31 protein-coding genes are annotated in these 24,868 nt (G+C 63.3%); 24 read left to right on the top strand and 7 right to left on the bottom strand.

What is annotated here, in order from left to right; translation table 11 throughout:
• Positions 1-28 precede the first annotated feature (28 nt).
• The 7 genes from DFR52_RS11395 (at position 29) to DFR52_RS11365 (ending at position 6,147) form a co-directional block, all read left to right on the top strand.
• Positions 29-919 (top strand): protein-glutamate O-methyltransferase, encoded by an 891-nt coding sequence (locus DFR52_RS11395; protein WP_110032120.1) that lies wholly within the window; start codon positions 29-31, stop codon positions 917-919.
• On the top strand, positions 916-1,971 hold the full coding sequence (locus DFR52_RS11390; RefSeq protein ID WP_110032119.1) for a protein-glutamate methylesterase/protein-glutamine glutaminase: 1,056 nt from the start codon (positions 916-918) through the stop codon (positions 1,969-1,971). The genes DFR52_RS11395 and DFR52_RS11390 overlap by 4 nt, the downstream gene beginning before the upstream one ends.
• Complete coding sequence (locus tag DFR52_RS11385) at positions 1,971-2,360, top strand: response regulator (RefSeq protein WP_110032118.1); 390 nt, start codon at positions 1,971-1,973, stop codon at positions 2,358-2,360. The genes DFR52_RS11390 and DFR52_RS11385 overlap by 1 nt, the downstream gene beginning before the upstream one ends.
• On the top strand, positions 2,357-2,911 hold the full coding sequence (cheD, locus tag DFR52_RS11380; RefSeq protein ID WP_110032117.1) for a chemoreceptor glutamine deamidase CheD: 555 nt from the start codon (positions 2,357-2,359) through the stop codon (positions 2,909-2,911). Before DFR52_RS11385 ends, cheD begins: the two co-directional genes overlap by 4 nt.
• Before the next feature lie 14 nt (positions 2,912-2,925).
• Positions 2,926-3,318 carry a hypothetical protein gene (locus DFR52_RS11375; RefSeq protein WP_110032116.1) on the top strand — a complete coding sequence of 131 codons (393 nt, stop codon included), beginning with the start codon at positions 2,926-2,928 and terminating at the stop codon, positions 3,316-3,318.
• A gap of 166 nt (positions 3,319-3,484) precedes the next feature.
• Positions 3,485-5,173, top strand: coding sequence for a flagellar basal-body MS-ring/collar protein FliF (gene fliF / locus DFR52_RS11370; RefSeq protein WP_110032115.1), 1,689 nt, complete (start codon positions 3,485-3,487; stop codon positions 5,171-5,173).
• Positions 5,174-5,331: 158 nt separating this feature from the next.
• A complete protein-coding gene (locus DFR52_RS11365; protein WP_158284937.1) occupies positions 5,332-6,147 on the top strand; it encodes an autoinducer binding domain-containing protein in 816 nt (271 codons plus the stop codon).
• Here the strand turns inward: DFR52_RS11365 and DFR52_RS11360 are convergent.
• Positions 6,089-6,691 carry an acyl-homoserine-lactone synthase gene (locus DFR52_RS11360; protein ID WP_110032113.1) on the bottom strand — a complete coding sequence of 201 codons (603 nt, stop codon included), beginning with the start codon at positions 6,689-6,691 and terminating at the stop codon, positions 6,089-6,091. The genes DFR52_RS11365 and DFR52_RS11360 overlap by 59 nt on opposite strands.
• A gap of 311 nt (positions 6,692-7,002) precedes the next feature.
• On the opposite strand from DFR52_RS11360, the gene visN reads away from it, so the two are divergent.
• Both visN and DFR52_RS24995 read left to right on the top strand, forming a co-directional pair.
• Positions 7,003-7,755: a transcriptional regulator VisN gene (visN, locus tag DFR52_RS11355; protein WP_146215599.1), complete on the top strand. Its 753-nt coding sequence runs from the start codon at positions 7,003-7,005 to the stop codon at positions 7,753-7,755.
• A gap of 88 nt (positions 7,756-7,843) precedes the next feature.
• Positions 7,844-8,512 carry a helix-turn-helix domain-containing protein gene (locus DFR52_RS24995; protein WP_158284936.1) on the top strand — a complete coding sequence of 223 codons (669 nt, stop codon included), beginning with the start codon at positions 7,844-7,846 and terminating at the stop codon, positions 8,510-8,512.
• Between the two features lie 170 nt (positions 8,513-8,682).
• Here DFR52_RS24995 and DFR52_RS11345 read toward each other — a convergent pair whose 3' ends face one another.
• The 6 genes from DFR52_RS11345 to motA are packed head-to-tail and all read right to left on the bottom strand — an operon-like array spanning position 8,683 to position 13,820.
• A complete protein-coding gene (locus DFR52_RS11345) occupies positions 8,683-9,138 on the bottom strand; it encodes a hypothetical protein (protein ID WP_110032110.1) in 456 nt (151 codons plus the stop codon).
• Positions 9,135-10,226 (bottom strand): flagellar biosynthesis protein FlhB, encoded by a 1,092-nt coding sequence (flhB, locus tag DFR52_RS11340; RefSeq protein ID WP_110032109.1) that lies wholly within the window; start codon positions 10,224-10,226, stop codon positions 9,135-9,137. The genes DFR52_RS11345 and flhB overlap by 4 nt, the downstream gene beginning before the upstream one ends.
• Before the next feature lie 14 nt (positions 10,227-10,240).
• Positions 10,241-11,287 (bottom strand): flagellar motor switch protein FliG, encoded by a 1,047-nt coding sequence (locus tag DFR52_RS11335; RefSeq protein WP_110032108.1) that lies wholly within the window; start codon positions 11,285-11,287, stop codon positions 10,241-10,243.
• Position 11,288: 1 nt separating this feature from the next.
• Positions 11,289-11,921: a flagellar motor switch protein FliN gene (gene fliN, locus DFR52_RS11330; RefSeq protein WP_110032107.1), complete on the bottom strand. Its 633-nt coding sequence runs from the start codon at positions 11,919-11,921 to the stop codon at positions 11,289-11,291.
• A gap of 59 nt (positions 11,922-11,980) precedes the next feature.
• On the bottom strand, positions 11,981-12,937 hold the full coding sequence (locus DFR52_RS11325) for a FliM/FliN family flagellar motor switch protein (RefSeq protein WP_158284935.1): 957 nt from the start codon (positions 12,935-12,937) through the stop codon (positions 11,981-11,983).
• Between the two features lie 4 nt (positions 12,938-12,941).
• Positions 12,942-13,820, bottom strand: a complete 879-nt coding sequence (motA, locus tag DFR52_RS11320) for a flagellar motor stator protein MotA (RefSeq protein ID WP_110032105.1) — start codon at positions 13,818-13,820, stop codon at positions 12,942-12,944.
• 213 nt (positions 13,821-14,033) lie between these two features.
• Here motA and DFR52_RS11315 point away from each other — a divergent pair, with 213 nt between their 5' ends.
• The 15 genes from DFR52_RS11315 to DFR52_RS11245 all read left to right on the top strand — a co-directional run.
• The gene (locus DFR52_RS11315) at positions 14,034-14,816 is read left to right on the top strand and encodes a DUF1217 domain-containing protein (RefSeq protein ID WP_110032104.1); all 783 of its coding nucleotides are present in this window, start codon (positions 14,034-14,036) and stop codon (positions 14,814-14,816) included.
• Positions 14,816-15,541, top strand: coding sequence for a flagellar basal-body rod protein FlgF (flgF, locus tag DFR52_RS11310; RefSeq protein WP_110032103.1), 726 nt, complete (start codon positions 14,816-14,818; stop codon positions 15,539-15,541). Before DFR52_RS11315 ends, flgF begins: the two co-directional genes overlap by 1 nt.
• A 109-nt stretch (positions 15,542-15,650) precedes the next feature.
• Positions 15,651-17,021 carry a flagellar protein export ATPase FliI gene (gene fliI / locus DFR52_RS11305; protein WP_245415309.1) on the top strand — a complete coding sequence of 457 codons (1,371 nt, stop codon included), beginning with the start codon at positions 15,651-15,653 and terminating at the stop codon, positions 17,019-17,021.
• A 2-nt stretch (positions 17,022-17,023) separates the two neighbouring features.
• A complete protein-coding gene (locus DFR52_RS11300) occupies positions 17,024-17,575 on the top strand; it encodes a flagellar protein (protein WP_110032817.1) in 552 nt (183 codons plus the stop codon).
• A gap of 150 nt (positions 17,576-17,725) precedes the next feature.
• Positions 17,726-18,106: a flagellar basal body rod protein FlgB gene (flgB, locus tag DFR52_RS11295; RefSeq protein ID WP_110032101.1), complete on the top strand. Its 381-nt coding sequence runs from the start codon at positions 17,726-17,728 to the stop codon at positions 18,104-18,106.
• Positions 18,106-18,525, top strand: coding sequence for a flagellar basal body rod protein FlgC (flgC, locus tag DFR52_RS11290; protein WP_110032100.1), 420 nt, complete (start codon positions 18,106-18,108; stop codon positions 18,523-18,525). The genes flgB and flgC overlap by 1 nt, the downstream gene beginning before the upstream one ends.
• Positions 18,522-18,839 (top strand): flagellar hook-basal body complex protein FliE, encoded by a 318-nt coding sequence (gene fliE, locus DFR52_RS11285; RefSeq protein WP_110032099.1) that lies wholly within the window; start codon positions 18,522-18,524, stop codon positions 18,837-18,839. The genes flgC and fliE overlap by 4 nt, the downstream gene beginning before the upstream one ends.
• Before the next feature lie 10 nt (positions 18,840-18,849).
• Positions 18,850-19,638 (top strand): flagellar basal-body rod protein FlgG, encoded by a 789-nt coding sequence (flgG, locus tag DFR52_RS11280; protein ID WP_110032098.1) that lies wholly within the window; start codon positions 18,850-18,852, stop codon positions 19,636-19,638.
• 17 nt (positions 19,639-19,655) lie between these two features.
• On the top strand, positions 19,656-20,129 hold the full coding sequence (gene flgA / locus DFR52_RS11275; RefSeq protein WP_110032097.1) for a flagellar basal body P-ring formation chaperone FlgA: 474 nt from the start codon (positions 19,656-19,658) through the stop codon (positions 20,127-20,129).
• Positions 20,126-21,247 carry a flagellar basal body P-ring protein FlgI gene (locus DFR52_RS11270; RefSeq protein WP_110032096.1) on the top strand — a complete coding sequence of 374 codons (1,122 nt, stop codon included), beginning with the start codon at positions 20,126-20,128 and terminating at the stop codon, positions 21,245-21,247. Before flgA ends, DFR52_RS11270 begins: the two co-directional genes overlap by 4 nt.
• Positions 21,244-21,783, top strand: a complete 540-nt coding sequence (locus DFR52_RS11265; protein ID WP_110032095.1) for a MotE family protein — start codon at positions 21,244-21,246, stop codon at positions 21,781-21,783. The genes DFR52_RS11270 and DFR52_RS11265 overlap by 4 nt, the downstream gene beginning before the upstream one ends.
• The gene (gene flgH / locus DFR52_RS11260; protein ID WP_110032094.1) at positions 21,780-22,487 is read left to right on the top strand and encodes a flagellar basal body L-ring protein FlgH; all 708 of its coding nucleotides are present in this window, start codon (positions 21,780-21,782) and stop codon (positions 22,485-22,487) included. Before DFR52_RS11265 ends, flgH begins: the two co-directional genes overlap by 4 nt.
• 13 nt (positions 22,488-22,500) lie before the next feature.
• Positions 22,501-23,019, top strand: coding sequence for a flagellar basal body-associated FliL family protein (locus DFR52_RS11255; RefSeq protein WP_110032093.1), 519 nt, complete (start codon positions 22,501-22,503; stop codon positions 23,017-23,019).
• On the top strand, positions 23,016-23,753 hold the full coding sequence (gene fliP / locus DFR52_RS11250; protein WP_110032092.1) for a flagellar type III secretion system pore protein FliP: 738 nt from the start codon (positions 23,016-23,018) through the stop codon (positions 23,751-23,753). Before DFR52_RS11255 ends, fliP begins: the two co-directional genes overlap by 4 nt.
• 687 nt (positions 23,754-24,440) lie before the next feature.
• A partial coding sequence (locus tag DFR52_RS11245; RefSeq protein ID WP_483423389.1) for a flagellin N-terminal helical domain-containing protein occupies positions 24,441-24,868 on the top strand: 428 nt, incomplete at its 3' end.

Raw genomic sequence — 24,868 nt, 5'->3', positions numbered from 1 at the left:
GCCACAATCCGACCGAAAGCGAGGGCGCATGAACGCCGCGACCATTATGAGTTCGGGCCGTCCCGACGAATGCCTTGTGTCGGGCGAATATCCGCTGACCCGCAAGGATCTGGCCAACATCGCGGCCATGATCTATTCCGACGCGGGCATCTCGCTCAACGAGACCAAGGCTTCGCAGGTCTATTCGCGGCTGTCCAAGCGGTTGCGGCAGATCGGCCTGCGCAGTTTCGGCGACTACTGTGCATTGCTCGAGACGCCCCAGGGTGCTGCCGAGCGGCGCGAGATGCTCTCGCACCTGACCACCAACTTCACGCGGTTCTTTCGCGAGAACCACCATTTCGATCACTTGCGCGACGAGGTGCTTCCGGGCTTGATCGCCCGCGTCAAGGCGGGCGGCCGGGCGCGCATCTGGTCGGCGGGATGCTCGGACGGGCAGGAGCCCTATTCGATCGCGCTGACGGTGCTCAAGGCCCTTCCGAACGCGGTCGACTATGACTTTCGCATCCTGGCCACCGATATCGACCCCAAGATCATTGCCCAGGCAAAGGCCGGAAGCTATGATGATCGGGCACTGGAAACCGTTGACGACCACCTGCGCAAGCAGTGGTTTACGGCGACCGACAACAATCGGTGGCAGATCGACAACCGGGTCAAGGCCCTGATCACCTACCGCGAGCTCAACCTGATGGCCGCCTGGCCGTTCAGCGGCGGCTTCGACGTGATATTCTGCCGCAACGTGGTCATCTACTTTGACGAGCCGACCCAGACCAAGATCTGGAAGCGCTATTCAGAACTGCTGCCGGTGGGGGGGCATCTCTATATCGGCCACTCCGAGCGTCTCTCGGGGGAAGCCAAGGATCACTTCGACAACATCGGCATCACGACGTTTCGCCACAAGGGAGGCAGAACAAAGCCATGACACAGGCACGTGTACTCGTTGTTGACGATTCCGCCACCATGCGCGGACTGATCAAGGCTGTCCTGAACAGCGATCCCGCCATTGTCGTTGTGGGCGAAGCCGGCGATGCCATGGAAGCCCGCGCGGCCATCAAGGCGCTGAACCCGGATGTGGTCACGCTCGATGTCGAAATGCCGAACATGAACGGGATCGAGTTCCTCGACAAGATCATGCGGCTTAGGCCCATGCCGGTCATCATGGTGTCGACGCTCACCCATCGTGGCGCCGACGCCACCCTGGCCGCTCTGGAGATCGGTGCCTTCGACTGCGTCGGCAAGCCGCTGCCCGGTGACGCCCGGCCTTTCGGGGAACTTATCGAGATCGTCAAGGCGGCCGCACGTTCGCAGCGGCATCTCCCCGCCGCGGCCGTCAATCCGTCCGCGCCGCCCGTCCAGAATTACACCGTTCCGAGCGATTATGCGCCGTCGCGCAAGGTAATCGGCATCGGGGCCTCAACCGGAGGTGTCGAGGCTCTGATTGCGGTGTTGACGAAGTTTCCCGCCAACTGCCCGCCGACGGTGATCACCCAGCACATGCCCGCGGCCTTCACCGGGAGCTTCGCCGAGCGCCTCAACCGCCTGTGTGCGCCGAAGGTGACGGAAGCCGCCGACGGCGATCGCCTGGAAATCGGTCGCGTCTATCTGGCGCCGGGCGGCGACCGGCACTTGGAGGTGGTCAATCCGATGGCGCCGCGCTGCCGGCTGGTCGAAAGCGAGCCGGTCAACGGCCACCGCCCGTCGGTCGACGTACTCTTCAATTCGATCGCCGAACTGGCTGGAAACAAGGCTGTCGGCGTGATCCTGACCGGCATGGGCCGCGATGGTGCCGCGGGTCTGCTGCGGATGCGGCAGGCGGGCGCCACCACCATCGGCCAGAACGAAAAAACCTGCGTGGTCTATGGCATGCCGCGCGTTGCCCACGAAGTGGGAGCCGTCGGCCTGCAATTGCCGCTCAATTCCATCGGGGAAGAAATTCTCAAATCAACAACCTCCCGTAGAGATAGGGTCGCCTGATGTCCATCGCACAAAAAATCAAGGTCCTGATCGTTGACGATCAGGTCACCAGCCGGTTGCTTCTGGGAGATGCGCTGCAGCAACTGGGCTTCTCGCAGATCACCGTCGCGGCGGATGGCGAGCAGGGAATGCAGATCATGAACCAGAGCCCGCACCATCTGGTCATTTCGGATTTCAACATGCCGAAGATGGATGGTCTCGGCCTGCTGCAGGCGGTCCGCAGCAACCCTGCCACGAAGCGGGCTGCCTTCATCATGCTCACCGCCCAGGGTGATCGCGCGCTGGTGCAGAAGGCCGCGGCGCTCGGCGCGAACAACGTGCTGGCCAAGCCGTTCACGATCGAAAAGATGAAAGCGGCGATCGAGGCTGTGTTCGGAGCGCTGAAGTGACGGTTGAACTCCAACCCAAGCGAATCCACGTCATCCAGGGCGAGTACAAGGTCTCCAACGAGCCCGAAGTCGTACTCAGCACCATCCTGGGGTCGTGTGTGTCCGCATGCATGCGCGACCCGGTGGCCGGCGTGGGCGGCATGAACCACTTTCTCCTGCCCGGGGACGGCTCCGGTTCCGGCGGGGAGGCGACCCGCTACGGCGTCCACCTGATGGAGCTGCTGATCAACGGCCTGCTCAAGATGGGGGCCCGCCGCGAACGCCTGGAAGCCAAGATCATCGGCGGCGCCCGCACGATGGCGTCGTTTTCCAATGTCGGCCAGCAGAACGCGCTGTTTGCCGAGAAGTTTCTCAACGACGAGCGGATTCGCGTGGTGGGCACGAACACCGGCGGGGATGTGGGCCGCAAACTTGAATACTGGCCGGTGAGCGGCCGTGCGCGGCAGTATCCGCTGACCGGTGCCGAAACCAAGAAGACCGTCGCCATCGAACAGGCGCCGCCGAGATTTGTCGCGCCGAAGCCGGTTGACACGTCCATCGAATTTTTCTGAGGAGTACCGTCGCGATGAGTTTGAAGACAGTCCCGCCCGGCGGTATCAACGATGAACCCCTGCACGAAGTTCTGGGACGGGTCAGCACCGAACTGATGGACGTTGCCATCCTCATCGAGCGCCTCGAGCCGCTGCTGAGCAACGGCCGGTCCACGGAGTTCCTCGAATCGCCCGAGCACATGCGCGTCATGCAGGGCATTGACCTTGCCGTGCAGAAGGCCCGCGGCCTGGCCGAGTTCATCGACGGCATCGGCGGCCATCTGGACGTGGCCCATCTTGTCGACATCTCGACGGCGCTCAACCTGATCACGCTCGAGGACATGAAGCGCCGCCTGCGCAGCGACGTCCATGCCGAGCCATCAGCCGAAATCTACCAGAAGGCATCGGGAGACTTCGACTTCTTCTGAGCCTCCGCTCGGCGGCATCCGGATCAGGCTGGCATCGGGTCGACTCCGCAGTGCCGTGGCGCCCCGGCGATTCGTGCTGCCCTGGCCACCTTCGCGCAAGTTTCGCCACCTAGGTTCGGCCAACCGGTCACCCTGGCTGGAATGCAACCAAGAGCGCGGACACAGAATGAATCTGTTGAACCAGCTGTCCCTGATCGGGAAGAACCTTGCCGGTCTGGGACAGACCCGCCTGATGGCGCTGGCCGGCGTCGGCGCGCTTTCTGTCGTCCTGATCATCGCGGCCGCCATCTTCCTCAACAAGCCCACCCAGGAAACCCTCTATATCGGCCTGAGCGGCGAAGACGTCAGCCAGATATCGCAGGTGCTGGCCGAGGCGAACATCGATTTCTCCCCCGGCTCCGACGGAACCAGCGTCATGGTGCCCGCCGGCATGACCAGCCGGGCCCGCATGCTGCTTGCCGAGCGTGGTCTGCCCTCGTCCAACACGGCCGGCTATGAATTGTTCGACCAGGTCGGTTCGCTGGGATTGACCAGCTTCATGCAGGAAATCACCCGCGTGCGGGCTCTCGAGGGCGAGATCGCGCGCACGATCCAGTCGATCAACGGCATCACCGCGGCAAGGGTTCACATCGTCATGGCTGACCGGGGCAACTTTCGCCAGGGCGAGCAGAAGCCTTCCGCATCGGTGATGGTCCGCACCACCAACAGCCTGATAGACCGCGGCGCTGATTCGATTCGACACCTGGTGGCGGCGTCCGTACCGGGTCTGAGTATGGACGACGTCACGGTGCTCGATGCCACCGGCAAGCTGCTTGCGTCCGGTGACGATCCCGCCAATTCCACGCTCAACCGGTCCATGAACATCGTCCAGATGGTGCAGGGCGAAATCGAATCCAACATCTACAAGGCCCTGGCGCCGTTCCTGGGCGTCGAGAACTTCCGCGCCAGCGTCGCCGCCACGGTCAACACCGACAGCCAGCAGATTCAGGAAACGGTCTTTGATCCCGAATCCAAGGTCGAGCGCTCGATCCGGGTGACGCGCGACAACCAGACCTCGAGCCAGTCGAGCACCGACAAGCCCGCCACCGTGGAGCAGAACATTCCCGATCAGGCGCCTGCGGGCGGCGGGGCCGGCCCGAAGTCGAGCGAACTGGTCGAGCGCAAGGAAGAGCAGACCAATTTCGAAATCAACTCCAAGACCACGTCGACCGTGCGCAACAGCTACGAGGTCGAGAAGCTGTCCATCGCGGTGGTCGTCAACAAGGCCCGCATGGCCGCCATGCTGGGCGATGCACCGACGGCCGAGCAGACCAGTGCCTTCCTGGCCGAGCTGCAGCAGGTCGTCAACACGGCCGCCGGCGTCAACGCCGATCGCGGCGACCTGGCGTCGATTACCACAATGGACTTCCTCGACAGCGAGATCCTGGCCGCCGACACGTCGCCGCCCGGCTTCATGGATGCGTTGCAGGCGCAGGTCGGAACCATCATCAATGCGCTCGCCTTCATTGTCGTGGCCGTGCTGCTGATCATGTTCGGCTTCCGCCCGCTGCTCCGTCCGGCCGGCACCGCAGGTACCAAGGCGCTCACCGCGGAGGCCGACGATATCGGCCTGGAATTGCCGGACTTCAGCCCCTCGGCCATGAACGCGGCAGGTGCGATGCCGATGGAAGGATTCGGCGCTGACTTCGGCTTCGGCGACGATGACGGCGGCGACGATCTTTCGCTCGAGGAATCGGGAACGTTCAATCGCCGCGTCAAGGAAGGTCCAGAGCGCCGGCTCGCCCGCATGGTCGAGATCAACGAGGAACGCGCCGCCAAGATCCTGCGCAAGTGGGCCACCCAGGACGCCGCCTGAGACTGCAGCAATCCACGCGGGACAACTGCAGATCGCCCAACCCGCCTTCGGTGGAAGCGCGTCCGGCAATTGCGGAAACGGACTTTCATTAGCAGAACCGAACTGCAATAGTGGGTCCATTGCGGGTGCCATGGGGCGCCGCGACCATCATGCGGCCCATGGCAGCAGTGGAGGCAGATTTGGACTTGGTACTTGCCGGCGTGCGCCCTTTGTCGCTTTTTGCCAACCGACAGAAAAGCGCCGTGATCACGATACTGACCGACGCGCGCAAGGCCGTCGGATGCAAGCACATCGGACACGTGTTCAACGCGCGCGGGAGCAGCCGGGAAGAGACCTTCGTCTCCGTCACCTATCCCGGGAAATGGCTGATCAATTATGCCCTGCGGAGCTATTTCGCCATAGATCCGGTGATGGCTCAACCCATGCGTGATGCAAAGCCCATCATCCTCAACGAGATTTCGATCTGCGATTCCGCCGTCAGGGGATTGGTCGACGACGCCAGGCGGTATGGGTTGGGGCGCAGCTTTGTCTCATTCCCGGTGATGCCGTTTTCAAGCCATCCAGGCTCCGTGATGTTCTCCTTCGACATGGAGTACGAGCAGTTCATCGCCTATTTCGAAAGCGAACGCGAAAATCTGCGCGCGGCGGCCAGGGACATTCATCTCTCCGTCCTGCGGGTTCGCGGGTTTTCGGTCTCCGAGCCGGGCAAGGAGGCCTTGAGCAGTCTCGAGCAGGCAAGTCTCAACCTGCTGGCCGAAGGCACGGGCTTTGCGGACGCGGCCGAAAGGCTGGGTGTATCCGGTGTCGTCTTCTCGGCCATCACCAAGTCAGCCTGTGCCAAGCTCGGCTGCCACAATGTCATCCATGCAGTGGCGAAATCGATCGCCTACGGCTTGATCGAGGTCGATGTCGGCGCTACCCGGCCGCGTACTGCCGGTGTGCCCAGTCCAGCCGGCTCAACGACTCCTCACTGACCTGCCAGCCCACGCAGAGAATGTCGCCACCCTCTGGCGAGGTCTTGCGTCCAAGCGTCTCGCAGGGAATGGCGAATGCCTTCGTCAATCTGATAACCCGCTCCTCGCAGACGGCAATATGGCGCCGCACTCCGCTCTCCAGGCCGGCCTTGAGCGATGCCGCACACAGTTCGATGGCCACGCGGTTGACGCCGCTGGCAAAGCGGATGTCCTTGTCCTCGGGCCGGATGGCAAAGCGAGTCGTCTCCCAGGTGTCCGGCCCGAACACCGATGCTGGGTCGGCGATCATGTCCGAGAACTTCTCGAAAGTCAGTGTCGGGTATGTGGTGCGCATCTGCCGCAGCCCGCCGAGGACGGTGCCGGTGTCGTCCAGCGAGAGAATGTACTGGTTCGGCATGAAATCGTACTTGTCGTATTCAAGGTCGCCGTCGACCTCGACATCCCATTTAAGCCTGTCCGAGAATATCTGCTTCCGAATGCGAAAATACTGCTCTATTTTATTCAAATGCGAGTGTTTGTTTTCCGGTGTGATGATCAGTATCATTGCGGACCCTCTATTCAGATCCTAGATATTGTTCAATCTCTTAATAACCGGTGAAACGTTATTGCCCCTGGTCCGATTTTGGGGATGGGCTCGCATGCCGATGCTGGCGCCGGATGGTCACAGGGCGTCGTCAAAAACACCTTCATAAAAAAATCGGAATGTAAAGTCCAAGATTGGGGCAATGATTTCTCACTGTCCGGCACTCATAATGCTAGCATGAATAACTGATTCGGGCATATTGCCCTTACGGAGGTTCGCGCGGCAGGTGATGCGGGGACGATGCCTGTACATGCGAGAGATCGTGCGCCTTCGTGGATGGGAATTTCGGTGCGCCCGATTTTGCGGGGGTGACTGACGGAATTCCTGCCGGGTCTGATGGAACGGGGGCGTTTGTGACAACACGCGGTGTATTGCTGGAAGATCTCGAACAGCGACGACAATGTGGCCATATCGCTTCGGGCATGGATTTGATCTGCGCCTATGTTTCGGCCCGCCATTACATGATTGCCCGCTACGACCTCCATTCCGACCGGAATTTCGATTTTGTCGTGACTTCGGATTGGCCGTTCGACCTGGTCAAGACCCTCGGCGCTTCCCTGGTCAACGCCCATGCCCGGAACAGCGAGTTCCGCCGCTGTCTGGCGGCCTTCGAGCCTTCCTTCATAGAGGGTGATCCCTCCCATCCGTTTCCTGCCGGCCTGTCGCGTCGGATCTGCCTGCTTCCCTACAATTCGGGGGAGGCACGGATGGTGCTGCTGTTGCTTTTCGAAGAGGGTGTCTTTCTCTCGCACGATCGGTTGCGGGACGCGGCCCTCGCCTGCGCCTACCACACGGCCTATTTTCCCGACATCACGGCGCGATCCGGTCTGGTTGCCGATCTGACCGACCGCGAAATCGAATGCCTGTCCTGGATCGGCGAGGGCAAGACCAGCGACGAGATCGCCGTCATCATCGGCATCTCCCGCAACACGGTTAACAATTACATCACCAGCATCATGAACAAGACGGGCGCCAAGACCCGGTCTGAAGCGGTTGCGTTCGCTGTTCGCAACCGGATCATCTGAGTCGGAGGGGATAGATATGGAACTGGGTGGGCAAGCCGGCACGGCGAATGAAAAAGAGACCGACCGGTTCGGCGGTCCAACCCCCAGGATGAGCGGCTCCACGGCCGATCTCTATCCCCGCCTGGTGGCGATGCAAAGGGCCATGGCGGCGACCACGTTCGCCGTCCTGTCTGCCCGCGCGGCCACCTTGATCAGTCCGGGCCAGTTGTCGGTCGTCATGGAGGGTCCGCCGGGAACCGAGGGGTCGCTCGTGTCGGACCTGATTGCCAGCGAGGGACCGAAGCTGCTGTCGCATCTGCGGGTCTCGCCCCATCCTGTCATTCTGGCCGGCGGCGAAGCGAGGCCTTTGTTCGCGACCAGGTACACGTCGGCCAGCGACCCGGCAGACAGCCGGACAGGCATTGCGTTCCCCGTGCAGCTGGGAGCCATGGGCAACGGCTACACGGTCTTCTTTGCCGAGCGGCTCGAACTCAGCGCCGACATCCTCATCGACCTGCATCGCAAGTCGTTTTCCATCATGCGCGAGGCACTGAAGCTCGAATTCGGCTCGATCGCGGCGCCCGAAAGCCTCAACGCCCGCGAGATCGAATGTCTGCAGCTCGTCGGCAACGGCATGAAGAGCGAGGCCATCGGTGATGCGCTGAATCTCTCCGTGCACACCGTGAATGCCTATCTCGGCTCGGCAACCACCAAGCTCGACGCCGTCAACCGGATCCAGGCCATCGCCAAGGCGATCCGCATCGGCCTGATCGGATAGAGGATTTCCACACCGGTCGAAACTCGCTCCGTCGCGGGACGATGCGGCAAGCTGGAGATCCGGAGGGGCGAACCGCACTTCGACCGCCGCCCGGCAGGTCCGTTGCGGTCGACGCTTCGGCGCCTTTGCTGCGGCCACAACGCAGGGCAATCCCGAAGGCGAACCGCGCCTCAGGCGGCGGCCCCGCTCCTTGCCGCCACCGCCGCGCGGATGGGCTTGTAGGCCGCCGCATGCAGGGTTTCCTCCAGGAATGCCGTGTTCAGCACCGGATCGTCACTCGGCCTCTCGAAGGCGATGTGATCGATTTCCACGCCTGCGCAGTCATGTTCGAGAGTCAGCCTTGCATAGACGGTGACGCCCATCGGCTTGATCTCGAGGTCCAGCACGACCCGCGCATTGCCGCGCCAGTCGAGCTTGTAGTCGCCTCCGATGCCGAGCTTGACCGTGCCGGGCAGGAAATACAGCTCGGCAGCGGAGGTCACAAGATCATCAAGGTCGGCGTGCCGCTCGAAGCGCAGCATTGCGATCAGGTCGGCGACTTCGATCAGCCGCAGTTCGCTTGCCACCGGGCACATTGCGTCCGCGACAATCTTCTCCCGGTCACCGGAAAAAGGACATGGCTTCATTGGGGACTGCCCTCACGCTTAGGTTTGGCCTTCTTGGCATAGATTCGGTGAACCAGTTCGGCGACAGCCTTGTAAAACACCTGCGGAATGAAGCTATCGACCGAGACTTGCGCAAACATGGATCGCGCGAGCGGCGGGTCCTCGAAAACCGGAATGCCGTTGGCCTCCGCGATCTCGCGGATCTTGAGGGCAATGAGATCCGTGCCCTTGGCCACCACCACCGGCGCGCCGCCCTCGGACGGAACGTAGCGCAGCGCGACGGCGAAATGCGTCGGATTGGCGATCACCAGCGTCGCCCGCGGCACCGCCGAGATCATCCGCCGCCGCGCCCGGTCTCGGGCGAGCGACCGTTGCCGCGCCTTCATGATCGGGTCGCCGTCGGACTGTTTGTGTTCGTCCTTGATGTCCTGGCGGCTCATCTTCAGGTCGTTGTGCCAGCTGTAGCGGGTCCACAACAGGTCGGCGATGGCCAGTGTCGCCGTGGCGATGATGATGACCACGACGATCTTGCCGGCCATCCGCGACAGTTCGACGCCGATGGTCTGCGGATCGGCGAACATGGAAGCGAGCGACGCCAGATACTCGTTCTTCATGACGGCGACGATGGCGATGGAGACCACGATGATCTTGAACATCGACTTGCCGAATTCCACCATGCCCTTGGCACTGTAGATCCGCCCGAATCCCTTGCCGATCGAGATGCGCTCGAGTTTAGGTTGGATCCGGTCGAGAACAGGACTTGGCATGTTCTGCAGCACGGATGCCGCCAGGCCGAATGTCATCAGCAGCGCCAGTGCCGGCAGCAGCACCCCCGAAGCCGCCCAGAACAGGTTCTGGAACAGGAACATGGCGTCGCCGCCGTTTTCCAGCTTCCACCCGTCCGCCTTCTCGAAGACATCGCGCAGCGACTCGGCGAAGTGTCCCGCCGAATTGGGGAGAAAGAAGACCAGATAGACGAGGATTGCGAGCGCGGATGCGAAGGAAGGAACTTCGCGGGAGAACGGGATGTTGCCCTTGTCGAGCGCGTCCCGGATCTTCTTCTCGGTCGGCTCCTCGGTCTTGCTGTCCTTGTCAGCATCGTCCGCCATGAGCTGTCAGAGCGTCAGGCGGCCTGCGCGGCCGGTGCTCCGGCCTCGCGCAGGGTGATTTGCTCAAGCCCGGCAAGACGGATGGCCTCCTGCGAGATGGTCCGCCTTGCCACGGCGATCTCGCGGATGCTGACCCCGGCGGCCCCGGAGGAAAGATCGGACTCGATCATGCGGCGCTGGCGCGCTCCGATGGCCGACAGCACTGACTCGCACAGTGCATTGTCCGCGCCGCGCAGGGCGAGGGTGATGACGTCGCCCGAGATGTCATTGAACAGGGTGACGCGGCTGCGCTGCGGCATCAGCACGATGTCGTCGAACAGGAAGATGCGCGGCCTGACCTTCTCGACATCGGCGACGCTGACAGCCTGCAGCTGCTCCAGCAGGGTCTCGACATCCGTTTTGCTCAGCTCGTTCATCATGTCGGCCACGCGCACGGTGCCGGTGTTAGTCTTCTCCGCGTCCATTTCGGCGACCAGGTCGCGCACACGCGATTCGATGATCTCGGCGGCACGCGGATTGACCTTCTTCAGATTGACCGCGCGGTGGACGATGTCGACGCGGTTGGCGTCCGGAAGCTGCATGAGAAGCTTGCCGGCGAAGGCCGACGGCAGCATCGACAGGATGTAGGCGGAGGTCTGAGGATGCTCCTTCTCGATGAAGCGGCTGATCCGCACCGGATCGGCATCCTGCAATCGCTCCCAGATCGACGTCTCGTAATCCTTGAACTGGGTCCGGCGCCCGAGCAGGCCGTCGACTTCGTCCGGCGTCAGGCCTTCCTCGAGAATGCCCTCCATCGCCTTGGCGTTGTCCATCAGTCCGGCGCCTTCGCTGAAGAGGTCCTCGAACTCGTTGACGAGGGCGACGAGTTCCTGCGGGGGGATCGACCGCAAGGTCTGCGCCTTCTTGATGATGGCCTGGAGTTCCTCGTATTCGAAGAACTTGAGGAGCTTGCCGGCCACCGGCTTGCCCATGGCAAGCAGCACCGCGGCGGCCTTGTCCGAAGGGCTCAGCGGCTCCAGGCCGCCGGGGAGACTTCCTCCGTGCTCTTCGTATAGGCTCATGTCACTTGGCCTTCTTGACGGCGGCGCCGACGACTTCGATCATGCGCACGCCGAAGCGGGTCTCATCGCTTTCCAGCACCGTGATCTCGCCCCGGCCGATAAGCTTGCCGTTGACCACGATCTCGACCGGCTCGCCGATCTTGCGGTCCAGGGCGATGGTCGAGCCTTCCGAAAGCTCCATCAGCGACGACACCGCCATGCGGCTGGTGCCGAGAATGATCTGCACATCGATCGGGATGTCGAGGACCATGTCGACGCGGACATTGCCGGTGGCGCCAACCGGCGCTCCCGGTTCCATGCTGGCCATCGCGCTGAGGTCCGGTTGCGGGCTGGCATACGGGCTGGCGCCGAAGTCGGTTCCCATGCCGAAATCGCCGCCGAGCGCGTCGGTGCCGCTGTCGCCGATGTTGAACGGATCATTGAGCCCGCCACCCGCCGTGTCGTCGGCAAAATCCGCGCCGAAGTCGGAGCCGAACGCTTGTGCGCCACCCATCGTATCCACACTTTCATCGCCGGAAGCCTCAAAGGCGCCGGCGTCTTTTTTCAGGACGCCGCGAAGACCGTCGATTGCCTGATCAAGCTCGTCGCTTTCAGTCACATCGATGCTGTTTTCGAGTGCATTGTCAGTTGCCATGGATCTTTATCCCGCGCCAAGCTTGCCCGGGGCCTGCGCCAGTCGGTCTCGCTCCGGTATCAGGCAAAGTCATTCTTCCAGTCCTCGTCGGGGCCCGCCGGCTTCTGCACCCGCAGCATGTAGCGCTGGCCGGAACGCCCCATGGCGCATGAAAACAGGTCCTTGCCGTTTGCCCCGAGCGTCACGTCGATATCGCCGGTATCGGCGAAAGCGAGCAGGTCGCCCGGCTGCAGCCGGCTGATGTCGCCGATCCGCATCGGCTCGAGATTGATCCGCGCCTCGAGGTCGACTTGCGAGCGGATCACGTTTTTGCTCAGCCTGCTTGCCCAGTCGCTCTTGGCGTCCTTGTCGCCCTTCGCCGCCTTGGGTGCGGCGATGACCTTCGTCTTCAGCAGCACGGCCTGCGACACCACGATGGTCAGGGCCGTCGTCACCGAACCGAACTCGACGTTCAGGCAGAGGGCGACGGCGTGGAAGTCCGGCACCGGATCGTCGTCTGCGTCGATGATGCTCGAGCCTGGCCTGGCGATGCTCGCGCGAATGCTGGAGTCCGACGAGACGGCAGCCTTGAGACTGTCGTTGAGCTGCTCGAACACCACCATCGACATGTCCAGCTCGATGTTGGAAAGCGGGCGCGCGGTGACATCGAGATCGTCGGGGTCGCTGCCGCCAAGCAGGCATTCCACGAGTGCGATCACCAGCTTGGTGCCGCAGAAATGGCTCACTTCTGTCGACCATCCGCGGATTGTGGCGTCGCAGCAGGCGATATCGTGGTTGAGATCCTCGATCAGTGCGCGCCGCCGCCCGCGCAGGATATCGCCGGGCCGCACGTCGATGACAAGGCCCGTCGATTTGAGAAACCCGGCCTGGAACTGCTGCGCGATCACCGACTGCAGTTGCAGTCCCCGGCTCTCGATGGCGATGCGATCGCCGAGCTCGCCGGTCATCCGGCTCAGCAGGTCCGGGTCGAAGGCCGAGAGCCCGGCGGGAGATGCGGTGTCTGCGAGGGTGCCCATTGCGTCAGGCCGCCTTGGCATCGGCGCCACCGCCCGGATTCATCATTTCCTGCTCGACGGCGTCGATGGACGGCCGTTCGTAGGAGGAGATGGTCTTGCGGCCGTGCTCGAGCGCGACCTGCGGGACCGAGCCGTTCATGTAGGCAAGCAGCGTCTGCTTGACGATGACATAGAGGCGGTTCTGCTTCGTGCGCACCAGCTTGATGTTGCCGGCGATCGGCGCCAGCAGGCAATAGGACAGGAAAATGCCGAGCATGGTGCCGACCAGGGCGGCGCCGATCAGGCCGCCCAGAACCTCGGGTGATTCGTTGATGGCGCCCATGGCCTTCACCACGCCGAGAACGGCGGCGATGATGCCGATGGCCGGGCAGGCGTCGGACACCGTCGTCATCGCATGATAGGCCTTGAGCTTGTCGTGCGAGATGGTCTGGATTTCCTCGTCCATCAGTGCCTCGATCTCGTGCGGCCGGGCATTGCCGATGATGATCAGGCGGACATAGTCGCAGATGAACGATGTCAGGTCCTTGTTCTTGAGCACCGTCGGCGCGGCCAGGAAGAGTTCGGACTCCTCGGGATTGTCGATGTGGCTTTCGATTTCGTTGCGCGACTTCGTGCGCAGGTCGCGCATCAGCGTGTAGAGGATGCCGAGCGTATCGAGATACTGGCGCTCGTGCGGCACCGAATATTTCAGCGCCTCCATCACCGCCTTGCCGGTGTCCTTGATGGTCTTGACCGGGTTGGACATGACGAAGACGCCGAGCGCGGCGCCGCCGATGATCAGCAGTTCGAAGGGCTGGACCAGCGCTTCCACGTGACCGCCCATGGCCATGAAGCCGCCAAGCATGCAGCCGATCACCACGACGAAACCAAGCACAATGTTCATTATTACAGTTCGCCCTGTTTAAGACCCGTTCTCTTGCCTACGGCTTCAGCCTTGTGTGAAGCTGAATCACTCCCGTCAGTTAACGGAACCCGCCCGCCCGCCAGCTTCGCGCAAGCGAATGCGCCTAAACGGAACAGGCATGTCCGGGAATGGGCGTATGGGCTTTGCAGCGAAGCGGAAACCCGCGCTGTCTGCGCCAGCGAGGAAGAACCGTTGACCACAACCTACACGAGCTATCGCCAGATCGCCAAGGACATGACGCGTTCCATCGAACTGGTCGCCAAGGAGCCGCTGGTCGAGCGCGACACGGAATATTATCTGGCCAATATCGGCAACATCAAGAGCATCGACGCCTTCATGGCCGACACGCGCATATTCAACTATGCGATGAAGGCGCACGGCCTCGAGGACATGACCTACGCGAAGGCCTTCATCAGGAAGGCGCTGACCGAGGGCATCGACGACGACGGCGCCTTCGCCAAGCAACTCACCGACACCCGCTACTCCGCTTTCGTCGAGACCTTCAACTTCGCCCGCCATGGCGGCACCGCCACTGTGTTCACCAAGGCGCAGCAGGGAACGGTCGACAAGTACATGCGCCAGACGCTGGAGGAGGAAGCCGGTCAGGACAACACCGGCGTGCGCCTCGCCCTCTACTTCGAACGCAATGCCCCTTCCGTCACGTCGGCCTACGGCATTCTGGCCGACACCGCCCTGTATGATGTTGTCCGCACCGCTCTTGGCCTTCCCGCGGAATTCGCCAATTCCAACATCGACCGCCAGGCCGACTTCATCAATTCGAAGCTCGATCTCGCCGATTTCACCGATCCCGAGAAGTTGAGCAAGTTCATCGAGCGCTTCACCGCGCTGTGGGAACTGGAAAATCCGTCCGCGGGCACGATCGACGTCACCCAGCTGTTCACCTCCTCTTACGATCAGGGAATCTCGGCCGATCTGCTGATGTCCATCAACAGCCTCAAGCTCGGGGGCCGCTGATGCAGGGCGCCATCAATGTCGTCCTGTCTTCGCAGCTGGCGCTGGAACGCCGGCTGACGACGATCGCCGACAACGTCGCCAACGCCAACACCACGGGCTTCCGCGCCACCGAGATCAAGTTCGACGAAGTGCTGGCCAATGCGGGCGACACCCGGGTTTCGTTTGTCGATGAAGGCACCGACTTCCTCTCCAACGAGAACGGCGGCCTCCGCAACACCGGCAGCGAGTTCGATTTCGCGGTGCGCGGTGATGCCTGGTTCCAGATTGAATCCCCGACCGGTCCGGTTCTGACCCGAGACGGTCGTTTCACCATGACCCAGACCGGCGAACTGGTGAACATCGACGGCTATCCGGTGCTCGATCCCGGCGGGGCTCCCATCCAGCTCGATCCGGCCGCCGGGGCTCCTTTCGCCGGCCAGGACGGCAATCTGACGCAGAACGGAACGCCCATCGGCGCCATCGGTCTCTTCACGGCGGATCTGACCCAGGGATACGCGCGCCAGGGCTCGCTCGGTGTCATTCCGACGGTTCCCGCCGAGCCCGCAGTCGACAGGGCCGGCGTCGGCGTGGTGCAGGGATACCTGGAGGAATCCAACGTCAATCCAGTCGCCGAAATGAGCCGCCTCATCATGGTGTCCCGGGCGTTCGAGAATGCCTCGGCGTCGATGCGCTCGACCGAGGATACCCTGCGGGAGGCGATCAAGACCCTTGGCAGCGGTCGCTGATGCCTCATCCCTGGCATCGCCCTCGTGCCGGTCGCGCCCAGGCGCGCGCCGGTTTTGAGATGACGACATGCAAGCCCGTCGCGCCGCGGCCGGCAGGGAGGATGGCCCCGTGAGCGGCCGCCCCGCATTCGCGGCGCTTGCCGGGCAGGTCCGGCACTTCACCCGCCCCGACCATGCACTGGATGTCTCTGGTACGGTGACCGAGGTTGCAGCCGGGCGCTACACGGTCGTCGGCCTGTCGCGGCATGTGCGCCTGGGCGATTTCGTCGAGCTCAGGGAGGGGCGCACGCCCCGCCTTGCCGAGGTGGTACGCCTCGGTCCGGACGAAATCATCGTTTGCCCCATCGACGGAGGAGCAGCCGCGGCCATCGGCGAACGGGTGTGGCGACGCGGCACATTTGGCCTTTCGCCCGACGACAGCTGGTGCGGACGCACGATCAGCTCGCTCGGCCTGCCGGTCGATGGCCTTGGGCCGCTTGCGTCCGGGCCCGTCGTCCGGCCCGTCAATTCGCCGCCGCCCGGCTCCATGGTGCGCGACCGGGTCCAGCGGCCGATCCGCACCGGCATTCGTGTCGTCGACATCTTCACGCCGCTCTGCCAAGGGCAGAGGCTGGGGGTGTTCGCCGGCTCCGGCGTAGGCAAGTCGACCCTTTTGTCGATGTTTGCCAAGGCCGCCGATTTCGATCGCGCCGTGGTGGCGCTCGTCGGCGAGCGCGGCCGTGAGGTGCGCGAGTTCATCGAGGACACCCTGGGTCCGAACATGGCCAAGACCGTGGCTGTGGTCGCCACCAGCGACGAAAGCCCGATGCTGCGCAAGATGGCGCCGCTGACGGCCATGACGATCGCCGAGCACTTTCGCGACAAGGGTGAAAACGTCCTGCTGATCGTCGACAGCCTGACCCGCTTTGCCCACGCCCTGCGCGAGATCGGCATGGCGTCGGGGGAGCCCCCCGTGGCGCGGGGCTATCCGGCTTCGGTGTTCACCGCGCTGCCAGGCCTGCTCGAGCGCGCCGGCCCCGGTCCGGTGGGTGCGGGTGCCATCACCGCCATCGTCTCGATCCTGGTCGATGGCGACAACCACAATGACCCGGTGGCCGACGCCGCGCGCGGCATTCTCGATGGCCACCTGGTGCTGGATCGCTCGCTGGCGGACGAGGGGCGCTATCCGCCGGTCAATCCGCTGACCTCGATCTCGCGCCTGGCGCGCAAGGCCTGGAAGGGCGACGAGGAAAAGCTGGTCATGCGCCTGAAGGCTCTCGTGCACCGCTATGAGGAGACGCGCGACCTGCGGCTGATCGGCGGCTACCGGCCCGGCACCGACGCCGAACTGGACATGGCCATCAAGCAGTCGCCGGTGATCTACGATGTCTTGCGGCAGTCGCCCGACAGCGCGGCAAGCGAGGATGCCTTTGCCGAACTGGCGACGGCCATGAAGGCGGCGGCGGGAATCACCAGCCCGCAAGCGCAGAAGAGGGGATGACCATGACGACCGAGCCCGATGATCTCGAAGAGGATCTGCATCCCGCCCGGCGCGGCAACAGGGGAGACCGACTGCTCACCATCGCCGGATTCGCGCTGGCGGCCACCGCTGCCTTCTTCCCCTGGTATGTGTTCCTCAATCAGGACAGTTTCGGCATCCGGCCGGCGGACTGGGGCGACACCCGTGACATGCCGGAGACCGCAGGCCGCAGCGTTGTCAATGTGTCGCCCCTGGCCATTCCGGACCAGGCGGACGGCTCGCTCGGCCCTTCGCCGTTTGACCCCATAACCACGGCCACCGCCACTGCTCCGCCCCCCGACCGGTCCGGCGACAGTGCAGAAGAACCTGACACCGTCAGCCAGACCTTTCCCGGCAGGCCGCGCTACCGCCTGCTGCATGTTGCCAATGGCAGGGCGATGATCGAGGACCAGTCCGGCATCTACATCGTCCGTGTCGGCTCCGTGCTTCCCGACAACAGCCGCCTGTCGGCGCTTGAGATGCGGGACGGACGCTGGGTGATCATCAACTCGAACGGGGAAGTGGTCGATCAATAGCCGGGGCACCGGCCCGGTCCCGGCTGCCGGTCGGCCGGCCGCTGCGCCGTGCGCCGGGCCACCGGACGCCGGCCCGCCGCGGATCGGCGACCGCAAGTTACGCACAAGTTTACAAGCCTAGTTTCACGGCAGCAAAGGACGGAGACCCTGATGCAGCCGATCCAGCTTTTTGAACTCACATCCAAGCAGGCACACTGGCTGACCGTGCGTCAGACCGTTGTCGCCGGCAACATCGCCAACGCCAACACGCCGGGCTACATCGCCCGCGATGTCACTCCGTTCGAGGCGGTTCTCAAGCAGACCAATATCCGCATGGCTGCCACCCAGCCCGGTCATTTCAGCGAGGATTCGGTCGGCAGCACCGCCGGACCGGAGCGCTCCATGGAGGGCATCGAGATCTCGCCGTCCGGCAATTCGGTCGGCCTGCCCGACGAGATGGCCAAGACCGGCGAGATCAAGCGCCAATATGAGCTCAACACGTCACTGGTGAAGTCCTTTCACAAGATGATGCTGCTGACGGTGAGGCGCTGATGGCCGATCCGCTTTCCCTCGCCTCCAAGATCGCCGCCTCCGGCCTGAAGGCCCAGGAGACACGTCTTCGCATCGTCTCGGAAAACCTTGCCAACGCGCAATCGACGGGAAGCACTCCGGGAGCGGATGCCTATCGCCGCAAGACCATCGGCTTCTCAGCCGAGATCGACCGCGCAAGCGGCGCATCCAAGGTGGGCATCACCCGCATTTCCACGGATCCGTCGGAGTTCGATGTCGAGTATGATCCGAGCAATCCTGCGGCCGACGCCAAGGGCATGGTGAAAATGCCGAATGTCAACATGCTCATCGAGCTTGCCGACATGCGGGAAGCCAATCGCTCCTACGAGGCAAATCTGCAGACGATCAAGCAGACCCGCGAACTGGTCTCCATGACCATAGACCTGTTGAGGTCGCAATGATCGACATGATTGGCGGCGTCGGCAAGCTGTTTCCCGGCACCCAGACCGAATCGGTCACGATGCCCGGAGTCGGGATCTCTCCGGGTGCGGTGAGCGGGCCTTCCTTCACGGATGTTCTGCAGTCGCTGAGTACCGACGTGGTCGGGAATCTGCGCAATGCCGAGACCCAGTCGCTGAGATCGGTGCACGGCGAGGCCGACACCCGCGAGGTTGTCGACGCGCTGATGTCGGCCGAGCAGTCGCTGCAGACTGCAATTGCCATCCGCGACAAGGTCGTATCCGCCTACCTCGAGATCACCAAAATGCAAATCTAAGGATCATGCCATGAAGGCCTTGGCCATCGCCGCGACGGGCATGAACGCCCAGCAGCTCAATCTTGAAGTCATCGCCAACAACGTGGCGAACATCAACACCACCGGTTTCAAGCGCGCCCGCGCGGAGTTCGCCGACCTGCTCTACCAGGTTGAACGCACCCAGGGCGTGCCCAACTCGGCCAACGACGCGATCATTCCGGAAGGCGCCCATATCGGCCTCGGCGTGAAGACCGCGGCGGTTCGCAACCTGCACATCCAGGGCAGCCTGGTGAGCACCTCGAACAAGCTGGATCTGGCCCTCGTCGGTCGCGGCTGGTTCCAGATCGAGGGCGCGGGCGGGGAGGCGATGTACACCCGGGCGGGAGCCTTCAACACCAATGCCAATGGCGAACTGGTGACGATTGACGGCTACAAGGTGGTGCCGGCCATCACCTTTCCGCAGGATACCTCGGAAATCGTCATCGGCCGCAGCGGCCAGGTCTTTGCCCGCATCGGCAACGACACAGCTCTGCAAAATCTGGGCCAGCTGACGCTGGCGAATTTTGTCAACGAGGCAGGCCTCGAAGCCCAGGGCGACAATCTCTTCCGGGAAACCCCCGCCTCGGGTCCCGCCATCATCGGCGTGCCCGACGATCCCGGCTATGCCAATATCCAGCAGGGATATCTCGAGGCCTCCAACGTTGATCCCGTCAAGGAAATCACCGATCTGATCTCGGCCCAGCGGGCCTATGAGATGAACTCCAAGATCATCCAGGCAGCCGACGAGATGGCCTCGGTCGTGTCGAAGAACCTTAGATAATTCGGAGCCGGGCAGACATGATGTTTCGCCGCACCCTCAACCAGATGTTCACCTCCGCGGGGCTCGTTGTCGTGGCGGGCCTCTTGCCGTTTGCCGCGGCATTCGCCCAGACCGCAGTCGTCCCCGCCCGCACCATCTATCCCGGCGAGACCATCGAAGGCAGCATGGTGAACGTGGTGGAGGTGACCAATCCGAACCTTGCCGGCGGATATGCCTCGGACGTTGGCGAGGTCGCCGGCTTCGTCAGCACGCGGACCTTGCTGCCCGGCCGGACCATTCCCGTGGCGGCGCTGCGCGAAGCCTGGACGGTGGAGCGCGGCAAGCCCGTCGACATGGTCTTCGCGGGCAACGGCCTGGTCATCACCGCGCCTGGAATGTCGCTGGAGAACGCCACTGCAGGGGCGTTGGTCAAGGTTCGCAACATGGATTCCGGCATCATCGTCTCCGGTGTGGTCAGGGCCGACGGCAGCATTCAAGTGCTGACCAAATGACCTGCTACACGACCCGTATCCTGACCTGCCTCACCGCACTGCTGCTGGTCGTCGCGTCCGCCGGCCCGGTGTCGGCTGCCTCGCGCATCAAGGACATCACATCGCTGCAGTCGGCCAGGGACAACCAGCTCATCGGCTACGGTCTCGTCGTCGGCCTGCAGGGTTCCGGCGACAGCCTTCGCAACTCCCCCTTCACCGAACAGTCGCTGCGCGCCATGCTGCAGAACCTGGGCATTTCCACCGAGGGCGGCGCCACGCGGGCCAACAACATCGCCGCGGTGATCGTGACAGCCAATCTTCCGCCGTTTGCCAGCCTGGGCTCGCGCATCGACGTATCCGTGGCCTCCCTCGGCGACGCCACGTCGCTGCGCGGCGGCACGCTTGTCATGACCTCGATGTCGGGCGCCGACGGCCAGGTCTATGCGGTCGCCCAGGGCGCTGTCGTGGTCTCGGGAATTCTCGCCGCCGGTGATGCGGCGACGCTGCAGCAAGGCATCACCACCTCTGGGCGGTTGCCTGGAGGCGCCATTATCGAACGTGAGATTCCCGCCAAGTTCAAGGATGTCGACGGGCTGGTCTATCAGCTGCGCAACCCGGACTTCACCACCGCAGTCGGCATAGCCGATGTGATCAACGCCTATGCGGGCAATCGCTACGGGGCCTCCATCGCCGAGGCCCGCGATTCCACCACCGTCGCCGTGCGCAAGCCGGCCAGTGCCGATCTGGCGCGGCTGATGGCGGAACTGGAAGGCCTGGTCGTGGAGACCGACAGTCCCGCGCGGGTGGTCGTCAATGAGCGCACCGGAACGATCGTCATCGGCAACGATGTCCGGGTCTCCAAGGTCGCCATCAGCCACGGCACGCTGACAGTGCAGGTCACCGAGACGCCGACCACGTCGCAGCCCGAACCGTTTTCGCTCGGCGTCACCAATGTCGATCCGCTGACCGACATCACCGCCGGCGTCGACGGCGGTCAGATCGCCATCATCGATGGCCCGAACCTGCGCACGCTGGTGGCGGGGCTCAACTCCATCGGCGTCAAGCCCGACGGGATCATCGCCATCCTGCAGGGCATCAAGTCCGCCGGCGCACTTCACGCAGAACTGGTATTGCAATGATCACGCCCGACGCTTCCCCTTTCTCCCGGTTCCCGTCCCGTTGCGGGTTGGCGCTTGTCCTGGGCGTCGCCCTGCTGGCGCCGGCGGCAATGGCGCAGGAGCAGGCCCAGCCGGCCCAGGGCGACGTCGTCTCGGATGAGGTGCGGGCCTTCTGCGGCAACATCATCGATGCGGCCCGCGACCAGCGCTATCTCATCCAGGCCAAGGAACTCAAGGACCTGCAGGCAGGCGTCGACGAGCGCATCGCAGTGCTCGAGCAGCGCCGCGACGAGTACCAGACCTGGCTTGCCAAGCGCGATGACTTCCTTCGCGTCGCCGAAGGCAAGTTGACCGACATCTACAAGAACATGAAGCCGGATGCGGCGGCCAAGCAGCTTGAAATCGTCAGCCCGGAGATCGCTGCGGCGATCATCATGAATCTGAGCCCCCGGCTTTCGAGCCAGATACTGAGCGAGATGGACGCCAAGACAGCGGCGAGCCTGACCGGAATCATCGCCAGTGCCGCGGCCCACCAGCCGCCAAAGGAACCCTCATGAAAAAGGCCGCCCTCATTCCGCTGCTGCTGTCAGCGCTGCTCTCCGGATGCGGATCGCAGACCCTGCGCGAAGTCGGCCGTGCGCCGTCGATGAGTCCGGTCGGCTCCGGCCTGTCCTACGGCGAGACTCCGCAGATGGCCACCTATCCCAAGCGCGCGCCGCAGCACGCCAGCAGCTTCTCGCTCTGGGACGATCGCAAGAGCAAGCTGTTCCAGGATTCCCGCGCCTCGGCCATCGGTGACATCCTCACCGTCGATCTCCGGATCAACGACAAGGCCAATTTCGACAATGCTTCCGACCGCAGCCGCACCAACACCAGCGGCATCAATGCGGATGTCAACATTCCGGCCATCGGCGCCGTCGGCGCCGGCGATCTGACGTTCGGCTCCAACACCTCCACCGCGGGCCAGGGCAAGACCAAGCGTTCCGAACAGCTCAACCTCCGGATCGCCGCGGTGGTCACCGGCATCCTGGAGAACGGGAACCTGGTCATTTCCGGTTCCCAGGAGGTGCGCGTCAACTACGAGCTGCGAATTCTCAACATCGCCGGGATCGTGCGCCCCTACGATGTCGACGCCCAGAATACCGTTTCCTACGACAAGATCGCCGAAGCCCGCGTGTCCTATGGCGGCCGCGGTCGCCTGAGCGAAGTCCAGCAACCTCCCGTCGGCCAGCAATTGGTCGACATCTATTCTCCGCTCTGATCGGGGGCGGCGGATGGCGGAGACCAGCCAGGATGAGGAAGGCGGCGGCAAGAAGAAGTCGGCTCTGATCCCGACCATTGCCGTGGTTCTTGTGCTGACTCTGATCGCGGGCGGGGGCGGATGGATGATGGGCGGAATCCTGGCTCCCCAGACGGTCGTTCCCGAAGACACCGCGGCGGCGCCCGCCGCAGCCGGCCACGCCGCCGCCGAGCCGGCGAAAGGCGCCCATGGCGAAGAGGAGGCCGGCCGGCCCAACGTCATTCAGCTTGAACCCATCACCACAAACCTGTCATACCCATCGGAGAACTGGATCCGAATCGAAGTGGCCCTGCTGTTCAGGGATTCGCCTGACGAGGCCATCGCCGACAAGATCCACCAGGACATCCTGTCTTATCTGCGCACCGTCTCGCTGCAGCAGATCGAGGGGCCGCGCGGCTTCCAGTATTTGCGGGATGATCTGCGCGAGCGCGTCGTGTTGCGCTCGGAAGGCCGCGTGACCGATCTGCTCTTCAGGACCTTTGTGATCGAATGACCCGTTTTCTCATAGCTCTGGGCTCGCTGCTGGCGGTTTCGACTGTTGCCTATGGACAGGGCTTTGATCCCGGCGCGCTCCAGTTGCCCGTCGACGGTTCCGTTGCCAGCTGGATCATCCGCACGTTCGGTCTGATCACGGTGCTGTCCGTGGCGCCCGGCATCATGGTGATGGTCACCAGTTTCCCCCGTTTCATCATCGCGTTCGCAATCCTGCGCTCCGGCATGGGCATGCAGTCGACGCCCGCCAACATGATCCTTGTCAGCCTGGCCCTGTTCATGACCTTCTACGTGATGGCGCCCACGTTCGACCGGGCCTGGCAGGACGGCATCAACCCGCTTCTGGAAAACCAGATCACCGAACAGCAGGCCATCGTGCTGGTGGCGGATCCATTCCGCAATTTCATGCTCGTCAACACCCGTCCCAAGGACCTGTCGCTGTTCGTCGACATTGCCGGTGAACGCGGCCAGACGACCGAGACCGACGGCAAGATCGACATGCGGGTTCTGGTGCCCGCGTTCATGATCTCGGAAATCCGGCGCGGTTTCGAGATCGGCTTCCTCGTCGTTCTGCCGTTTCTGGTGATCGATCTTGTGGTCGCCACCATCACCATGTCGATGGGCATGATGATGCTCCCGCCGACGGCGATCTCTCTGCCGTTCAAGATTCTCTTCTTCGTTCTCATCGATGGCTGGAATCTGCTGGTCGGAAGCCTGGTGCGCTCCTTCAACTAGAGCATCTCCGGGGGCCGTGAGGTTCACTTCGTCGCGGGACAATGCGACAAGCCAGCAACCTCGCCCGGCGCTGCGGGTGTGCGAAAGCCAAAGACCCCGGTTGCGCCTTGAGGCAGGGAGATGCCATGCGTGTCCACATGACTTGACCGGCCCAGCGCCCGCAGGTCCTCGGGCAACAGCGCCCGGTGCGTCTGCTCCCGCGTCCGGGCAACGTGCCCGGTTGCCGGGTCTCCGCTTTGCTTGGCGCGCGGGCGGCGGCTGCCGCAGACCCTGGCGGCGCTCCCTGCATTCCATCCCTCGTCTTCTGGAACCAGGTCTCCGACGCAGTGCCCGGCGCGTCGGCGCGTCTCGCCGCGCCCGTGCTGACGGTGGCTCGGACTGCCGCCTGTCTTGGCGGCCGCATGGCGCCATCCCTTGCAGGGTGCCGCGCCGGCTGCAGCGTCTTGCTGTTCGTTGCTTGCCGCGATGACTCATTCATCGTTAACCATGTCGGCATTGCTGAGGATTATCCTAAAAATTTAACGATATTGAAAGCGCGGCATGGGACTTTGCTTGCGACATGACGGGCACGGAACCCCTTCGTGAAGCAATCGGGTTCCAACAGGCATGAAGCCGGGCCGTCATCACCGGAAACAACAATCCGGTATGTCCCTCCAATGTATTGCGTAATCACAAGGGACTACCTTAATGACAAGCATCATGACAAACAGCTCGGCGATGTCCGCCCTGCAGACTCTGCGCTCCATCAACAATGATATGGAGACCACCCAGGGCCGCATCTCTACCGGCCTGAAGGTCGGAAGCGCTGCCGACAACGCCGGTTACTGGTCGATCGCCACCACCATGCGCTCCGACAACAAGGCACTCTCCACGGTTCAGGACGCCCTCGGACTCGGCGCCGCCAAGGTCGACGTCGCCTATACCGGCATGAACGCCTCGCTTGAAGTGGTCTCCGAGATCAAGTCGAAGCTGGTGGCCGCCCGCGAGCCTGGCGTCGACAAGACGAAGATCGACAAGGAGCTCACCGAGCTCAAGAACCAGCTCAAGAGCATCGCCACCTCGGCGTCGTTCTCCGGCGAGAACTGGCTCAACAACACCTCGACCGCCGCGGCCGG

It is taken from the genome of Hoeflea marina, from assembly GCF_003182275.1.
GTDB lineage: Bacteria > Pseudomonadota > Alphaproteobacteria > Rhizobiales > Rhizobiaceae > Hoeflea > Hoeflea marina.
This window is presented reverse-complemented; position numbering and strand designations above follow the sequence as displayed.

What these genes read in the sequence shown, in the direction of transcription:
- DFR52_RS11395 (WP_110032120.1), top strand. Translation starts at nt 29, where the DNA reads ATGAACGCCGCGACCATTATGAGTTCGGGCCGTCCCGACGAATGCCTT.
- DFR52_RS11390 (WP_110032119.1), top strand. Translation starts at nt 916, where the DNA reads ATGACACAGGCACGTGTACTCGTTGTTGACGATTCCGCCACCATGCGC.
- DFR52_RS11385 (WP_110032118.1), top strand. Translation starts at nt 1,971, where the DNA reads ATGTCCATCGCACAAAAAATCAAGGTCCTGATCGTTGACGATCAGGTC.
- DFR52_RS11375 (WP_110032116.1), top strand. Translation starts at nt 2,926, where the DNA reads ATGAGTTTGAAGACAGTCCCGCCCGGCGGTATCAACGATGAACCCCTG.
- fliF (WP_110032115.1), top strand. Translation starts at nt 3,485, where the DNA reads ATGAATCTGTTGAACCAGCTGTCCCTGATCGGGAAGAACCTTGCCGGT.
- DFR52_RS11365 (WP_158284937.1), top strand. Translation starts at nt 5,332, where the DNA reads ATGGCAGCAGTGGAGGCAGATTTGGACTTGGTACTTGCCGGCGTGCGC.
- DFR52_RS11360 (WP_110032113.1), bottom strand. Translation starts at nt 6,691, where the DNA reads ATGATACTGATCATCACACCGGAAAACAAACACTCGCATTTGAATAAA.
- DFR52_RS24995 (WP_158284936.1), top strand. Translation starts at nt 7,844, where the DNA reads ATGAGCGGCTCCACGGCCGATCTCTATCCCCGCCTGGTGGCGATGCAA.
- DFR52_RS11345 (WP_110032110.1), bottom strand. Translation starts at nt 9,138, where the DNA reads ATGAAGCCATGTCCTTTTTCCGGTGACCGGGAGAAGATTGTCGCGGAC.
- flhB (WP_110032109.1), bottom strand. Translation starts at nt 10,226, where the DNA reads ATGGCGGACGATGCTGACAAGGACAGCAAGACCGAGGAGCCGACCGAG.
- DFR52_RS11335 (WP_110032108.1), bottom strand. Translation starts at nt 11,287, where the DNA reads ATGAGCCTATACGAAGAGCACGGAGGAAGTCTCCCCGGCGGCCTGGAG.
- fliN (WP_110032107.1), bottom strand. Translation starts at nt 11,921, where the DNA reads ATGGCAACTGACAATGCACTCGAAAACAGCATCGATGTGACTGAAAGC.
- DFR52_RS11325 (WP_158284935.1), bottom strand. Translation starts at nt 12,937, where the DNA reads ATGGGCACCCTCGCAGACACCGCATCTCCCGCCGGGCTCTCGGCCTTC.
- motA (WP_110032105.1), bottom strand. Translation starts at nt 13,820, where the DNA reads ATGAACATTGTGCTTGGTTTCGTCGTGGTGATCGGCTGCATGCTTGGC.
- flgF (WP_110032103.1), top strand. Translation starts at nt 14,816, where the DNA reads ATGCAGGGCGCCATCAATGTCGTCCTGTCTTCGCAGCTGGCGCTGGAA.
- DFR52_RS11300 (WP_110032817.1), top strand. Translation starts at nt 17,024, where the DNA reads ATGACGACCGAGCCCGATGATCTCGAAGAGGATCTGCATCCCGCCCGG.
- flgB (WP_110032101.1), top strand. Translation starts at nt 17,726, where the DNA reads ATGCAGCCGATCCAGCTTTTTGAACTCACATCCAAGCAGGCACACTGG.
- flgC (WP_110032100.1), top strand. Translation starts at nt 18,106, where the DNA reads ATGGCCGATCCGCTTTCCCTCGCCTCCAAGATCGCCGCCTCCGGCCTG.
- fliE (WP_110032099.1), top strand. Translation starts at nt 18,522, where the DNA reads ATGATCGACATGATTGGCGGCGTCGGCAAGCTGTTTCCCGGCACCCAG.
- flgG (WP_110032098.1), top strand. Translation starts at nt 18,850, where the DNA reads ATGAAGGCCTTGGCCATCGCCGCGACGGGCATGAACGCCCAGCAGCTC.
- flgA (WP_110032097.1), top strand. Translation starts at nt 19,656, where the DNA reads ATGATGTTTCGCCGCACCCTCAACCAGATGTTCACCTCCGCGGGGCTC.
- DFR52_RS11270 (WP_110032096.1), top strand. Translation starts at nt 20,126, where the DNA reads ATGACCTGCTACACGACCCGTATCCTGACCTGCCTCACCGCACTGCTG.
- DFR52_RS11265 (WP_110032095.1), top strand. Translation starts at nt 21,244, where the DNA reads ATGATCACGCCCGACGCTTCCCCTTTCTCCCGGTTCCCGTCCCGTTGC.
- flgH (WP_110032094.1), top strand. Translation starts at nt 21,780, where the DNA reads ATGAAAAAGGCCGCCCTCATTCCGCTGCTGCTGTCAGCGCTGCTCTCC.
- DFR52_RS11255 (WP_110032093.1), top strand. Translation starts at nt 22,501, where the DNA reads ATGGCGGAGACCAGCCAGGATGAGGAAGGCGGCGGCAAGAAGAAGTCG.
- fliP (WP_110032092.1), top strand. Translation starts at nt 23,016, where the DNA reads ATGACCCGTTTTCTCATAGCTCTGGGCTCGCTGCTGGCGGTTTCGACT.